This is a genomic window from Enterobacter soli ATCC BAA-2102 (assembly GCF_001654845.1).
GTDB classification, from domain to species: Bacteria; Pseudomonadota; Gammaproteobacteria; order Enterobacterales; family Enterobacteriaceae; genus Enterobacter; species Enterobacter soli.
This window is the reverse complement of record NZ_LXES01000001.1, coordinates 1-13,667: the sequence shown is the minus strand read 5'-3', so window position 1 is coordinate 13,667 and position 13,667 is coordinate 1. Positions and strand designations below refer to the sequence as shown.

At 51.5% G+C, this 13,667-nt stretch carries 14 protein-coding genes and 1 other annotated feature; of the genes, 6 read left to right on the top strand and 8 right to left on the bottom strand.

Annotated features, from left to right (window positions below):
• From M987_RS00065 to M987_RS00050, 4 genes are all read right to left on the bottom strand, one after another.
• Window positions 1–486 (bottom strand): OmpA family protein, encoded by a 486-nt coding sequence (locus M987_RS00065; RefSeq protein WP_014071405.1) that lies wholly within the window; start codon window positions 484–486, stop codon window positions 1–3.
• Between the two features lie 13 nt (window positions 487–499).
• Entirely contained in the window at window positions 500–1,720 is a 1,221-nt protein-coding gene (gene dgcN, locus M987_RS00060) for a diguanylate cyclase DgcN/YfiN (protein ID WP_014071404.1), read from the bottom strand.
• Entirely contained in the window at window positions 1,713–2,249 is a 537-nt protein-coding gene (yfiR, locus tag M987_RS00055) for a regulatory sequestration protein YfiR (protein ID WP_425359146.1), read from the bottom strand. The genes dgcN and yfiR overlap by 8 nt, the downstream gene beginning before the upstream one ends.
• 154 nt (window positions 2,250–2,403) lie before the next feature.
• Window positions 2,404–2,778: a DUF2799 domain-containing protein gene (locus M987_RS00050; protein WP_014071402.1), complete on the bottom strand. Its 375-nt coding sequence runs from the start codon at window positions 2,776–2,778 to the stop codon at window positions 2,404–2,406.
• 213 nt (window positions 2,779–2,991) lie between these two features.
• Here M987_RS00050 and aroF point away from each other — a divergent pair, with 213 nt between their 5' ends.
• Genes aroF through M987_RS00035 form a run of 3 tightly spaced genes read left to right on the top strand, consistent with a single transcriptional unit; the run spans window position 2,992 to window position 6,127 of the window.
• Window positions 2,992–4,062, top strand: a complete 1,071-nt coding sequence (aroF, locus tag M987_RS00045) for a 3-deoxy-7-phosphoheptulonate synthase AroF (RefSeq protein ID WP_014071401.1) — start codon at window positions 2,992–2,994, stop codon at window positions 4,060–4,062.
• A 10-nt stretch (window positions 4,063–4,072) separates the two neighbouring features.
• Window positions 4,073–5,194, top strand: coding sequence for a bifunctional chorismate mutase/prephenate dehydrogenase (tyrA, locus tag M987_RS00040; protein WP_014071400.1), 1,122 nt, complete (start codon window positions 4,073–4,075; stop codon window positions 5,192–5,194).
• Between the two features lie 60 nt (window positions 5,195–5,254).
• Window positions 5,255–6,127, top strand: a complete 873-nt coding sequence (locus tag M987_RS00035; RefSeq protein WP_014071399.1) for an SMP-30/gluconolactonase/LRE family protein — start codon at window positions 5,255–5,257, stop codon at window positions 6,125–6,127.
• Here M987_RS00035 and pheA read toward each other — a convergent pair.
• From pheA to bamD, 4 genes are all read right to left on the bottom strand, one after another.
• Complete coding sequence (pheA, locus tag M987_RS00030) at window positions 6,124–7,284, bottom strand: bifunctional chorismate mutase/prephenate dehydratase (RefSeq protein ID WP_014071398.1); 1,161 nt, start codon at window positions 7,282–7,284, stop codon at window positions 6,124–6,126. The genes M987_RS00035 and pheA overlap by 4 nt on opposite strands.
• 30 nt (window positions 7,285–7,314) lie before the next feature.
• Window positions 7,315–7,440, bottom strand: a sequence feature (Phe leader region).
• Entirely contained in the window at window positions 7,392–7,439 is a 48-nt protein-coding gene (pheL, locus tag M987_RS24585; protein ID WP_100249759.1) for a pheA operon leader peptide PheL, read from the bottom strand. It overlaps the preceding feature by 48 nt.
• Before the next feature lie 103 nt (window positions 7,441–7,543).
• Window positions 7,544–7,885 (bottom strand): ribosome-associated translation inhibitor RaiA, encoded by a 342-nt coding sequence (gene raiA / locus M987_RS00025; protein WP_014071397.1) that lies wholly within the window; start codon window positions 7,883–7,885, stop codon window positions 7,544–7,546.
• A gap of 269 nt (window positions 7,886–8,154) precedes the next feature.
• On the bottom strand, window positions 8,155–8,892 hold the full coding sequence (gene bamD / locus M987_RS00020) for an outer membrane protein assembly factor BamD (protein ID WP_014071396.1): 738 nt from the start codon (window positions 8,890–8,892) through the stop codon (window positions 8,155–8,157).
• Between the two features lie 131 nt (window positions 8,893–9,023).
• Here bamD and rluD point away from each other — a divergent pair, with 131 nt between their 5' ends.
• From rluD to clpB, 3 genes are all read left to right on the top strand, one after another.
• Window positions 9,024–10,004: a 23S rRNA pseudouridine(1911/1915/1917) synthase RluD gene (rluD, locus tag M987_RS00015; RefSeq protein WP_014071395.1), complete on the top strand. Its 981-nt coding sequence runs from the start codon at window positions 9,024–9,026 to the stop codon at window positions 10,002–10,004.
• Window positions 10,001–10,732 carry a purine nucleoside phosphorylase YfiH gene (gene yfiH / locus M987_RS00010; protein WP_014071394.1) on the top strand — a complete coding sequence of 244 codons (732 nt, stop codon included), beginning with the start codon at window positions 10,001–10,003 and terminating at the stop codon, window positions 10,730–10,732. Before rluD ends, yfiH begins: the two co-directional genes overlap by 4 nt.
• Window positions 10,733–10,861: 129 nt before the next feature.
• Entirely contained in the window at window positions 10,862–13,435 is a 2,574-nt protein-coding gene (gene clpB, locus M987_RS00005) for an ATP-dependent chaperone ClpB (RefSeq protein ID WP_014071393.1), read from the top strand.
• The last annotated feature ends 232 nt before the right edge of the window (window positions 13,436–13,667 follow it).

Below are 13,667 nucleotides of genomic sequence, written 5' to 3'. Positions count from 1 at the left end.
CTATGGCGTGCTGATGACCACTGCAACGCGGCGGTTTTCAGCACGACCTTTCGATGTACTGTTGCTCACTACCGGGTATTTTTTACCTAACCCTTGGGTGGTGAGATTGCTGCGCGGGATGCTGGCGCCTTTTGCCCAGGTGTCGGCAACGACATTGGCTCGTTTTAACGATAGCGCTTCGTTATAGCTATCTTCGCCGTAGTTGTCGGTGTGACCGTCCATGCGCGCATGAGTTAAGCCGGTCGCAGCCAGACGTGTTGCCATAGTCTGGATCTGTTTTTCGCTCTCAGGACGCAGCTGCGCTTCATTTTTGCCGAACAGAATGGTGTCAGAAAGTCCCAGTGACCAGTCGCCATTAAGTTCGTTAAAGCCGTATGACTTCATGGCGGCGATTTGCTCTGCGGTGAATTTTCCTTGTGGCTGGTTCTGACATCCAGCCAGAACCATTGATGCCAGTAAGAGCGGCGCGAGGTATCGCTTTAACATATCGTATTCCTTTCTAGGATATTGTTTTTGAACGCTGGTTTTTAACCAGGTACATATTGCGGTCGGCTTGCTCCAGTAACGCTTCCACCGAAGCATTTTCCCACGCCAGAGCAAAACCAATGCTGAGTGACATCGATGCTGTGTGTCCGTTATGCAGATCGAATGGGCGGATAAACTGCTGCGACAGCGCAGCACAAATGTGTTGGACATCGGGTTCTGAATGGACGCCATACAGGATCATCGCAAATTCATCGCCGCCCAGACGGTACGACTGATGGCGGCTTTCGCCGAACTCCACCATTCTGCTGGCGACCTCAATAAGTACGCAGTCGCCTGCGGCATGTCCCCATGTGTCATTGATAAATTTAAAGTTATCACCATCCAGGAAAAGCAGGGCAGAGTTCAATTTTGCGGAAGAGTCATTCATTAATGCCGCAATGCTGTTGCGAAATGCCGCCCGGTTAGCCAGGCCGGTTAAAGGGTCGTGCATCGCGGTACGCAGTAACTGTGCATTCTTGGCCTGGAGCTTCAATTGCCACTCTTCCATTTCGTCCAGCAGGCTGTTGAAGTCCTCGCCGAAACGGTGGAACTCCTCGATCCTGCCTTCTTTGACCCGGCGTGAGAAATTACGGTTGGTGCGCACGTCATGGACGACATCGGTAATATTTTGCATCGCTGTGACCATGCCCTGGTGCAGAGAGCGGGTAATGGTTAATGCCACCAGAGAGGCGAAAAGAATGCAGCCGGTAAGAACGGCAAACGACATCCAGATAAAGTGGCTGATAAGGCTGTCGCGCGCCGTAAGGCGAATCTCACCAATCTTATTGCCGTTATGCATAATCGGCTGCGCAACGGGGGTCGGGAACAACCAGCGGCTGACCAGCGCACCCAGCGTATCGGTATTATCTTCAGGGTTCCATGACCACCAGGCAAAACGTTTTTCATGGATATTGAGGACTTCGGCTTGCGCAAATTGTCCCTGTTTGCCCAGCGTGGCGAGCGTTTCATTCGCGGCCAGAGAGTCGTTGAAAACCAGCGAAGCTTCTAGGCTGTGGCTCATGGTTGCGCCGGTTAATTCGAGATTTTTTTGCGCATATTGTTTTAACGTCACTACGGAAGCAAAACAAAGCAACAGCCATATAAGCGTCATTGTTATTATGACGCTTATCATGCTGATACGCCTCAATGTTCTTTTAAACGTAGGGCGTGGAGGTGAAGTGAAATCCTTATTCATGCTTCGAATTCCGTGCAAGCATTAATACATCCGGACTGACTCTTACACCACTACGAGACAGTGCATCCAGATTTACGGAAAACCTAACCCGGTCGTCTTCTATAATGAGACAAAATGCGCTTCCAATAACACATTCCGGATTCTGTTCTGAGATTAATAGCAACGCTCGGCCCTGATACTGATTTATTAAATCAAGTTGTTGGGCTGGGGATTCGGTCCCGAAATATATAGCGTCGCACATGGCTGCCAGTGCTTCCTGATCGTTACGCACGATAGCAGGAGTGTAGGGTAACTCACTATGCCCATCTTCGCGGCTGAGTGTCTGCGCGTAGCGCGATGTGGCGTAAATACAGAGTTTCGGCTGGCCGGAAAGCACTGGCCACCGGGTATAACTCACAATACCCGAAACAATTGAACGCACCGATTTATCGGTTGCCGTTTGCGTTCCGGCAACCGTTGCGCCCGCAGTAAGAAACAGCATCAATGCCAGAGTCAGTCGGTACAAAGAGATCAAGAATAAAATTCTCACCAGAAACCGCCATACCGCTCTGGAAATAGATGTCCTTAAGAGTTGTCGGCAGAATACCATTGTTTGTCAAAGCCGTCATTATGTCAGAAATGCAACTACGTTGACTTAGGTTAAATCTCACAGTTACATTTATTCCGATGGTAAAAGATAAAAATCAATTAAGCCTGCTGGCCTTCATGCTTTCATCCATCCCTTGTTGCCAGGCATCGTGAAGTTTTGCTGCATTTTCTACGGTATCGCAACTGGCTGGAAATGATTTGCCTGCTAAACCCCATGCGTGAATAAATCCTTCTTCACAAACTTTCTTCTGACCATCCGCATAACCGCGGAGATATTCACTACGATCGACTTTCGGATCGTTAAAATTATCGGCCAGCGCCTGATTATCTTTAACCGGCACGCCGTTCATGGCGTCTTCTTTTCCCGCACCAAACCAGTCAGGGCTTGTCCAGTCGGGCTGGAAGGTGTAGGGATTGATCTGGCAGCCTGATAAAGACAGGGCCAGTAGCGCTAACGCGATTGAACGCATAGACATTCTCCTTTTTTCTTCAGCATAGCCTGGCGGAAGATAAGTGGGTGTAATTTTAAGTTTACGTTTTTATCAGCTGATTTTTGCAATAAATTGGCTGTTGTAAAGTAATGTGTACGTATTTTGGATTGAAATCTTTACTTGTTGTGGTATCGTTGTCTCACCTCTTAGAGGAAAACAACTATCGCAAACGAGCTCTACAGGATCGCAATCATGCAAAAAGACGCGCTGAACAACGTACATATCACTGACGAACAGATTTTAATTACCCCGGATCAACTGAAAGCGGAATTCCCGCTGAGCATTGCGCAAGAGGAGCAAATTGAGCACTCTCGCCAGACCATTTCCGACATCATCGCCGGGCGCGATCCGCGTCTGCTGGTGGTATGTGGTCCATGCTCCATTCACGATCCTGAAACCGCCATTGAATATGCCCGTCGATTTAAAACATTAGCGGAGGAGGTCAGCGATAGCCTCTATCTGGTGATGCGCGTCTATTTTGAAAAGCCACGTACCACTGTTGGCTGGAAAGGGTTGATTAACGATCCGCACATGGATGGCTCGTTTGATGTGGAAGCAGGCCTGAAGATTGCGCGTCGCCTGCTGGTTGAGCTGGTCAGCATGGGGCTGCCTCTGGCAACCGAAGCTCTGGATCCGAATAGCCCGCAATACCTGGGTGACCTGTTTAGCTGGTCTGCAATTGGTGCGCGTACCACTGAGTCGCAAACCCACCGCGAAATGGCGTCTGGCTTGTCTATGCCTGTTGGTTTCAAAAACGGGACTGACGGCAGCCTGGCAACTGCGATTAACGCAATGCGTGCTGCGGCAATGCCACACCGTTTTGTGGGTATCAACCAGGCGGGGCAAGTTTGTCTGCTGCAAACGCAGGGTAACCCGGATGGCCATGTGATCCTGCGCGGTGGTAAGGCGCCAAACTACAGCCCGGCAGATGTCGCCCAGTGTGAAAAAGAGATGGAACAGGCGGGACTGCGTCCGGCTCTGATGGTAGATTGCAGCCATGGTAACTCGAACAAAGATTACCGTCGTCAGCCTGCGGTGGCTGAATCCGTTGTCGCGCAAATCAAAGATGGCAATCGTTCTATTATCGGCCTGATGATTGAAAGCAACATTCACGAAGGCAATCAGTCATCTGAACAACCGCGTAGCGCAATGAAGCACGGGGTGTCTGTTACTGATGCCTGCATCAGTTGGGAAACCACAGATGCACTGCTGCGTGAGATCCACAAAGATTTGAACGGCCAGCTGGCGACGCGTCTGGCATAAGAGGGTAGTTATGGTTGCTGAATTGACCGCATTACGCGATCAAATTGATGAAGTGGATAAGGCGTTGCTGGACCTGCTGGCGCGCCGTATGTCTCTGGTTGCCGAGGTGGGCGAGGTAAAGAGTAAATATGGCCTGCCTATCTATGTACCAGAGCGTGAAGCTTCTATGCTTGCGTCCCGCCGTAAAGAGGCGCAGGCGTTGGGGGTTTCTCCAGACCTGATTGAAGATGTACTGCGTCGCGTGATGCGTGAGTCCTATTCCAGCGAGAACGACAAAGGCTTCAAAACCCTTTGTCCATCGCTGCGCCCGGTGGTGATTGTGGGCGGTGCGGGCCAGATGGGGCGTCTGTTTGAAAAAATGCTGACGCTTTCTGGCTACCAGGTGCGCATTCTGGAAAAAGAGGACTGGGCTCGTGCACCGGAACTGATGAAAGATGCCGGCATGGTGATCGTTAGCGTGCCAATTCATGTGACGGAACAGATTATCGAGAAACTTCCTTCGCTGCCGGAGGATTGCATTCTGGTGGATCTGGCGTCGGTGAAAAACGGTCCATTGCAGGCGATGCTGGCCGCTCACACTGGCCCAGTACTGGGTCTGCATCCTATGTTTGGCCCAGATAGCGGTAGCCTTGCCAAGCAGGTGGTGGTCTATTGTGATGGCCGTCAGCCGGAAGCTTATCAGTGGTTCCTGGAACAGATTCAGGTATGGGGTGCGCGTTTGCACCGCATTAGTGCGGTTGAGCACGATCAGAACATGGCATTCATCCAGGCGCTGCGTCACTTTGCAACCTTTGCTTATGGCCTGCATCTGGCGGAAGAAAACGTGCAGCTTGAGCAGTTGCTGGCGCTCTCTTCGCCAATCTATCGCCTGGAGCTGGCTATGGTTGGGCGTCTGTTTGCGCAGGATCCGCAGCTGTATGCTGACATTATTATGTCGTCAGAGAACAACCTGGCACTGATTAAACGTTACTATCAGCGCTTTGGCGAAGCCATCACCTTGCTGGAGCATGGCGATAAACAAGCATTTATCGACAGTTTCCGTAAGGTTGAACACTGGTTCGGTGATTATGCACAGCGCTTCCAGAGCGAAAGTCGCACGTTGTTGCGCCAGGCAAATGACAGTCGCCAGTAATGTGATGATGTATATACTAAAAGCCAGCATACGCTGGCTTTTTTCTTTTGGGGAAATGACATGATGGAACCGCAGCTGTTATTGAACTACACCGGGCACTTACCGGAATGCCCAACGTGGAGCGAAGATGAAAATGCGCTCTACTGGGCTGATATTCTGGAAGGGGAGATCCATCGTTACCACCTGCCAACGGCTGAGCATACTGTCCTGTCATTTCATGAGGAGGTGGGGTGTTTTGCCCTGCGAGAGCGCGGCGGTTTTATTGTCGCAATGCGAACTGCCATCTGGTTGACGGATAAGCACGGGCTACTTCAGCGCAAGGTGTGCGACAACCCCTCAAACCCGCAGCTGGCGAGGTTTAATGATGGTGGCACCGATCACCGGGGACGCTTCTATGCGGGGACATTCTGGGGGCCTGGGGACTATAACGGTGCAATGCTGATGCGCATCGACAACGACCTGACTCCGAAGGTACTTCAGTGCGATATCCACGGGCATAACGGCCTGGCATTCAGTCATGACCAGCAGTGGATGTTTACCTCTGACACGCCGAATGGTGTTATCTATCGCACGCCGCTGGATGAACAGGGTGAGCCTGGCAAACGAGATGTATTCCGGCGGTTTAAGGAAGGCGAGGGGATACCTGACGGTGCCGCGATGGACGTGGAAGGCTGTTACTGGAGCGCGCTGTTTGATGGCTGGCGCATAGCCAGATTTTCACCAGAGGGTGAACAGCTTGAGGAATACCGGCTTCCGGTTCGTTGCCCGACGATGGTCTGCTTTGGCGGTGACGACATGAAAACGTTGTTTATCACAACCACCCGGGAAAATATGGATGAGGCTGAGACAGCGCAATATCCGCTTTCCGGGGCTATCTTCACCCTGCCCGTCAGCGTGGCAGGGATGAAGAAAAGCCGCTTTATCGAACGTTAAGCCGGGTCGACCGGAACAACGTTTTCGCTCGGATAGCAGCCGAGCACTTTCATTGAGCGGGTGATTTCACCCAGCTCACGCAGGGCTTTCTGCATGGACGCAGACTCCAGATTGGCCTGAACATCAAGATAGAACATCTCTTCCCACGGATTGCCGTGGATCGGGCGCGATTCCAGCTTGGTCATGATCAGATTGTGATTACGCAGTACCAGCAGGGCTTCAACCAGCGCACCTGCCTGCTGGCCGGTGGCCATCAACAGCGTGGTTTTTGCCGGGACCTGATCGGACACATTAATGGCTTTGCGCGCCAGCACCACAAAGCGTGTGATGTTTTGCGTCTGGTTGGCGAGGTTACGTTCCAGCACCTGCAATCCGTAAAGCGCGCCACCCGCTTCGCTACCCAGTGCGGCAACGGTCGGGGAATTTGCCTGCGCGACTTTTTCCATCGCCGCAGAGGTACTTTCGGTGTACTCGATTTTCCAGTTCGGATAGCGGTTCAGGAACTGGCTGCATTGCTGGAACGGTTGCGGATGGCTGTACACCGTCTCGATGTTGCTCAGGTCAGTGGAGCCTGAAACCAGAACACAGTGGTCAATTGGAATAGTCAGCTCGCCAACCAGCGACAGGCTGGTGTGTTGCAGCAGGTCGTAGACATCATTGATGGCGCCGGAGCTGGTATTTTCAATCGGGACTACGGCGTAATCGGCCTGGCCGGTTTCAACCTGATTGAAAATGTCGGCAAACTTCGCGCATCCACTTTCAATAAACTCTTCGAAATGGCGGGCTGCATACTGACGTGCCGCCAGGTGCGAATACGAACCTTTCGGGCCCAGAAACGCGATACGGGCAGAGTGCGGATTGGTTTTATTCAGGTGCTGCTGTAACAGCGCTTGTTGGGTCAGAACGGAATCTTCGATGATAAGCTGGAACAGACGGGTGATGTAATGGGCATCCAGGTGGTGCGCTTTTCCAAGCTGAATCAGGCGCTCCAGCAGATCACGCTCACGGTCGATATCACGCACGGGGCGGTGGGAGTCCAGCTTGGCTTTGCCCACTTCGACAGCGAGTAAGCGGCGTTCTGCCAGCAGTGCCAGTAATTTTTCATCCAGCGCGCTGATTTTTACTCGCAGATCCAGTAACGGGTTTTCCGGTGTCATAGTGTTGCCTGTCTCATTTTATCGTTATCAATAAAAAAGGCCCCCCGATTTGGGAGGCCTTGTTGTTCGTCTTCGCATTCTTTATCACACGACGAAACGCCTCCCATTCAGGGGAAGGTAAAAAAGAATGCGAAGAAAAACGGCGTTAGTTTCATTGAGTCATCCTGTGGTTGATACCGTTAAAGTACCTGCACTGTTTTCACCCTGTCAATAAAAAACGCGCCCGAAGGCGCGTTGGCGGTACACTCAATTTAAAGGATTACTCTTCTTCAACTTCTTCCGCGAGGCTGGCGTCTTTCACCGATGTTGTGGCGCGACGGGCTTCGCCTTTGTGTTGCACTTTATTGAGCTGCCGTTCCAGCTTGTTGATCAAATCGTTAATTGCGGTGTACATATCCTCGTGTTTAGCGCTGGCGACCAGATGGCCGTTTGGAGTATTGATAGTTGCGTCAGCGATGAAACCCTGTGGCTCCTTGGACAGGATGATATGTGGATTAATCAAATGAGTTTGCCATTTATCCAGTTTGGCGAGACGGTCTGCGACGTGCTGGCGAATTGCCGGAGTAATTTCCATTTGTTTACTGGTAATGTTCATTGTCATAAATTTTACCTCTTGTCTTTCCGTCTTGGTGATTCCAGCATACCTGTCCTAATGTCAAAATGTGTGATTTAGATCACGTTATTTTGTCGGTTTTTGTCAGGGAATCTTTTTTGTGAGGCAGGACAGGAAGAGGCGATTTTTACCTTGTCGAACTCAGAAATTGAGGCCATAGTTGATAGGATGTGTTGAAGCTAAACCGCTTCAGCTTATGACAGAAACGAATAAAAAAACGGCAGCCATCGGGCTGCCGTTTTGCTTTAAGCGGAAAGTCAGGTATTGCTGCTGTTTGCGGCGATGATTTTCGCGACTTTTTCAGCCTGCGCGTTCATCTGCATCTGACGGTATGCGTTTTCCATCAGCTTCAGGCCGTCACGCGTGGCTTGCGTATCAGGGTAATCGCGCAGCATTCCTTCTACACGGTTAACTACGGCAACCCATGCGCCACGGCGGGTGTAGTATTCAGCAACGGAGTATTCATACTTAGCCAGACGATCTTTCAGGAATACCAGACGCTTAGTGGCATCGGTAATGTACTGGCTGTTTGGATAACCACGTACCAGCTTGGAGAAGTCGTTAAAGGCGTCACGCGCATGTTGAGGATCGCGGTCGGAACGATCAACACCAAAGAAACCTTGCAGAGCGCTATCATCCAGAGCCATGTTGGTCAGACCGCGCATATACATGACATAATCGATGTTAGGATGAGTCGGGTTCAGACGCATGAAGCGATCGATAGTCGCCTGAGCCAGCGGCAGATCGGCATTTTTATAGTAAGCGTAGATGAGATCTAACTGTACCTGCTGCGAATACGGACCAAATGGATAGCGATTATCCAGCGCTTCCAGTTGCGTTATCGCCTGTTTCCAGTTACCGTCCTGCAACTTTTGTTGTGCAGTCGCATAGATTTCATTCGGCGGATTGTCAGGGACCTGTTCATTTGAACCGGAGCAGCCCACCAAAGCCAGGCTCAACGTGGCCGCTGCCACCAGATATTTCATGCGCGTCATGACGTTTTGACTTTCCTCAAATGTTTGTCCGGGAGAAACTCTGTTCCTGCTCCCGATTAAGACCAGCTACAATAGCACACTATATTAAACGGCAAAGCCGTAAAACCCAACGTTAAACGAAGAAGCAGTTTATGGCACAACGAGTAGAACTCACCGCAACAGTCTCCGAAAATCAGCTCGGTCAACGCTTAGATCAGGCTTTGGCCGAATTGTTCCCTGATTATTCGCGTTCACGCATAAAAGAATGGATCCTTGACCAGCGCGTGATGGTAAACGGCAAAGTCTGGGACAAACCAAAAGAGAAAGTGTTAGGTGGGGAAGCTGTCGCCATCAATGCTGAAATCGAAGAAGAAGTGCGTTTTGAACCGCAGGATATCCCACTTGAGATCGTCTACGAAGATGATGACATTCTGGTTATCAACAAACCGCGCGATCTGGTTGTTCATCCAGGTGCCGGTAATCCTGATGGTACAGTGTTAAACGCGCTTCTCCATTATTACCCGCCGATTGTTGACGTACCGCGCGCCGGTATCGTTCACCGTCTGGATAAAGACACCACGGGTCTGATGGTGGTGGCGAAAACAATTCCAGCCCAGACGCGTCTGGTGGAATCGTTGCAGCTGCGTGAAATTACCCGTGAATATGAAGCGGTCGCGATTGGTCATATGACCTCGGGCGGCACGGTAGAAGAACCTATCAGCCGCCACCCAACCAAACGTACGCATATGTCGGTGCACCCAATGGGGAAACCGGCGGTAACGCACTACCGTATTATGGAACATTTCCGTATCCATACGCGCCTGCGTCTGCGCCTTGAAACGGGTCGTACGCACCAGATCCGTGTCCATATGGCACACATCACTCATCCGCTGGTGGGTGACCAGGTTTACGGTGGCCGTCCGCGTCCGCCGAAAGGCGCATCTGATGAATTCATCAGCGTCCTGCGTAAGTTTGACCGCCAGGCACTGCACGCAACAATGCTGCGTCTTTACCATCCGATCACCGGCATCCAGATGGAATGGCACGCGCCTATCCCACAGGATATGGTGGAGCTTATCGAAGCATTACGCGCTGATTTTGAAGAGCATAAGGACCAGGTGGACTGGTTATGACCAAACTGATTGTCCCGGAGTGGCCACTGCCTGAGGGCGTGGCCGCCTGTAGTTCGACCCGCGTCGGCGGGGTAAGCCAGGGCGCATGGGAGTCATTAAATCTCGGCGCGCATTGCGGTGATGTTCTGGAACATGTTGAGGAAAACCGCAAGCGTATGTTTGCGGCCGGAAACTTACCGTCAAAACCCGTCTGGCTCGAACAGGTGCACGGCAAGGACGTACTGAAACTGACGGGTGAACCCTATGTTTCTAAACGTGCCGATGCTTCTTACAGTAATACTCCCGGGACAGTGTGTGCCGTGATGACCGCCGATTGCCTGCCGGTTCTCTTTTGTAATCAGTCCGGAACCGAAGTCGCGGCCGCACACGCAGGTTGGCGTGGTTTGTGCGAAGGGGTTCTGGAGGAGACGGTCGCCTGTTTCGCCGATAACCCTGCCAACATTATTGCCTGGCTTGGCCCGGCAATTGGCCCTCGCGCCTTTGAAGTCGGGCCTGAGGTACGCGAAGCCTTTATGGATAAAGACCCGCAAGCCGTCACCGCGTTTCAGCCGGTGGGGGAAAAATATCTGGCCGATATTTATCAGCTTGCGCGCCAGCGTCTGAATCGCGTGGGTATTACGCAAATCTTCGGTGGCGATCGCTGTACGTTCACCGAAAAGGGTGATTTTTTCTCTTATCGCCGCGACAAGACGACGGGTCGTATGGCAAGTTTTATTTGGCTGATATAACCTAAAGAATCAAGACGATCCGGTACGTGCCGTTTTCTTTTCACATAATTCAGGTCATTAACCTTGAATAATTGAGGGATGACCTCATTTAATCTCCAGTAGCAAATTTGACCTGTTATGGGAGGAGTTATGCGTCTGGATCGTCTTACTAATAAATTCCAGCTTGCACTCGCCGATGCCCAGTCCCTCGCACTGGGGCACGACAACCAATTCATCGAACCTCTTCATCTAATGAGCGCCTTGCTGAATCAGGAAGGGGGTTCGGTACGTCCATTATTAACGTCCGCCGGTATTAATGCTGGCCAGTTACGCACGGCCATCGATCAGGCACTGAGCCGTTTGCCGCAGGTAGAAGGAACGGGTGGTGATGTTCAGCCGTCCCAGGATCTGGTGCGTGTACTGAATCTTTGCGACAAGCTGGCGCAAAAACGTGGCGACAACTTTATATCGTCGGAGCTGTTTGTTCTGGCGGTGCTTGAATCACGCGGTACTTTGACCGACCTGCTGAAAACTGCCGGAGCAACAACCGCCAACGTGACTCAGGCGATTGAAAAAATGCGCGGAGGTGAAAGCGTGAACGATCAGGGAGCCGAAGACCAACGTCAGGCTTTGAAAAAATTCACCGTCGATCTGACCGAGCGTGCCGAGCAGGGCAAGCTTGACCCGGTGATCGGCCGTGATGAAGAGATTCGCCGTACCATTCAGGTACTGCAACGTCGTACCAAAAACAACCCTGTTTTGATTGGTGAGCCGGGTGTCGGTAAAACCGCCATCGTTGAAGGGCTGGCGCAACGTATTGTCAATGGAGAAGTACCGGAAGGCCTGAAAGGTCGCCGCGTGTTGGCTCTGGATATGGGCGCGCTGGTGGCCGGGGCGAAATACCGTGGTGAATTCGAAGAGCGTCTGAAAGGCGTGCTTAATGACCTGGCAAAACAGGAAGGCAATGTCATTCTGTTTATCGACGAGCTGCACACGATGGTCGGTGCCGGTAAAGCGGATGGCGCAATGGATGCCGGGAACATGCTGAAACCTGCGCTGGCGCGTGGTGAACTTCACTGCGTCGGTGCGACAACGCTTGATGAGTATCGTCAGTATATAGAAAAAGATGCTGCCCTTGAGCGTCGTTTCCAGAAAGTATTCGTTGCTGAGCCAACGGTCGAAGACACCATTGCGATTTTACGTGGCCTGAAAGAGCGTTATGAGTTGCACCACCATGTGCAGATAACCGACCCGGCCATTGTTGCTGCGGCGACGCTTTCGCACCGTTATATCTCCGATCGCCAGCTGCCGGATAAAGCCATCGACCTTATTGATGAAGCTGCATCGAGTATCCGTATGCAGATTGACTCGAAACCAGAAGAGCTGGACAGACTCGACCGCCGAATCATTCAGCTCAAACTGGAACAGCAGGCGCTGAAGAAAGAGTCTGATGAAGCCAGTAAGAAACGTCTGGATATGCTTAATGAGGAACTGGATGACAAAGAGCGCCAGTATTCTGAGTTAGAAGAAGAGTGGAAAGCGGAGAAAGCATCGCTTTCGGGTACTCAGACGATTAAGGCAGAACTGGAGCAGGCAAAAATCGCCATTGAACAGGCTCGCCGGGTAGGTGACTTGGGGCGGATGTCCGAACTTCAGTACGGTAAAATTCCGGAGCTGGAAAAACAGCTGGAAGCTGCAACGCAGGCAGAAGGCAAAACCATGCGTCTGCTGCGTAACAAAGTGACCGATGCGGAAATCGCTGAAGTGCTGGCGCGCTGGACGGGTATCCCTGTCGCTCGCATGATGGAAAGTGAACGTGAAAAACTGCTGCGGATGGAGCAGGACTTGCACCACCGGGTTATCGGCCAGAATGAAGCTGTTGAGGCGGTATCGAATGCCATTCGCCGTAGCCGTGCGGGCTTGTCTGATCCAAATCGTCCGATTGGCTCATTCCTGTTCCTTGGCCCAACGGGTGTAGGTAAAACAGAGCTCTGCAAAGCGCTGGCAAACTTTATGTTTGATAGCGATGACGCAATGATCCGTATCGATATGTCTGAGTTTATGGAAAAACACTCGGTTTCACGTCTGGTGGGTGCGCCTCCGGGATATGTTGGCTATGAAGAAGGTGGCTATCTGACTGAAGCGGTACGTCGTCGTCCTTACTCCGTCATTCTTCTGGATGAAGTGGAGAAAGCGCACCCGGATGTGTTCAACATTCTATTGCAGGTTCTGGATGATGGACGACTCACCGATGGACAGGGGAGAACCGTCGATTTCCGCAATACCGTGGTGATCATGACGTCTAACCTGGGTTCCGATTTGATTCAGGAACGTTTTGGTGAACTGGATTATGGTCATATGAAGGAGCTGGTGCTGGGGGTTGTGAGCCACAGCTTCCGCCCTGAGTTCATTAACCGTATCGATGAAGTCGTGGTCTTCCACCCGTTGGGTGAAAAACACATTGCTTCTATTGCGCAGATTCAGCTCCAGCGTCTTTATAAACGTCTGGAAGAGCGTGGATATGAAATCCACATCTCTGATGAAGCGCTGAAACTGCTTAGTGAGAATGGCTACGATCCTGTTTATGGTGCACGTCCTCTGAAACGTGCTATCCAGCAGCAGATCGAAAACCCACTGGCTCAGCAAATCCTTTCCGGAGAGCTGATTCCAGGAAAAGTGATTCGTCTGGAAGTGAATGACGAGCGAATTGTGGCAGTGCAGTAAGTCACAAAACATCAAAAACGGGCCGCTTGCGGCTCGTTTTTGTTTAAAAACCAGGCGAAAATGAATGTCTGGAGTATGTTTTGCCTGGAAAGTGAGCGGTCAGTAAATAATTTTCACTTTGCACTTGCAGCTTCAGAATAACTCCCTATAATGCGCCTCCACTGACACGGAACAACGGCAAGCAAGCCGCCGGGTCAGCAGGGTTCTCCGGCGAAAGCCACTGAAGAATCCC

Excerpts from the sequence above, each read along its gene's own strand:
- M987_RS00065 (WP_014071405.1), bottom strand. The coding sequence starts at position 486 with ATGTTAAAGCGATACCTCGCGCCGCTCTTACTGGCATCAATGGTTCTG.
- dgcN (WP_014071404.1), bottom strand. The coding sequence starts at position 1,720 with ATGAATAAGGATTTCACTTCACCTCCACGCCCTACGTTTAAAAGAACA.
- M987_RS00050 (WP_014071402.1), bottom strand. The coding sequence starts at position 2,778 with ATGCGTTCAATCGCGTTAGCGCTACTGGCCCTGTCTTTATCAGGCTGC.
- aroF (WP_014071401.1), top strand. The coding sequence starts at position 2,992 with ATGCAAAAAGACGCGCTGAACAACGTACATATCACTGACGAACAGATT.
- tyrA (WP_014071400.1), top strand. The coding sequence starts at position 4,073 with ATGGTTGCTGAATTGACCGCATTACGCGATCAAATTGATGAAGTGGAT.
- M987_RS00035 (WP_014071399.1), top strand. The coding sequence starts at position 5,255 with ATGATGGAACCGCAGCTGTTATTGAACTACACCGGGCACTTACCGGAA.
- pheA (WP_014071398.1), bottom strand. The coding sequence starts at position 7,284 with ATGACACCGGAAAACCCGTTACTGGATCTGCGAGTAAAAATCAGCGCG.
- raiA (WP_014071397.1), bottom strand. The coding sequence starts at position 7,885 with ATGACAATGAACATTACCAGTAAACAAATGGAAATTACTCCGGCAATT.
- bamD (WP_014071396.1), bottom strand. The coding sequence starts at position 8,892 with ATGACGCGCATGAAATATCTGGTGGCAGCGGCCACGTTGAGCCTGGCT.
- rluD (WP_014071395.1), top strand. The coding sequence starts at position 9,024 with ATGGCACAACGAGTAGAACTCACCGCAACAGTCTCCGAAAATCAGCTC.
- yfiH (WP_014071394.1), top strand. The coding sequence starts at position 10,001 with ATGACCAAACTGATTGTCCCGGAGTGGCCACTGCCTGAGGGCGTGGCC.
- clpB (WP_014071393.1), top strand. The coding sequence starts at position 10,862 with ATGCGTCTGGATCGTCTTACTAATAAATTCCAGCTTGCACTCGCCGAT.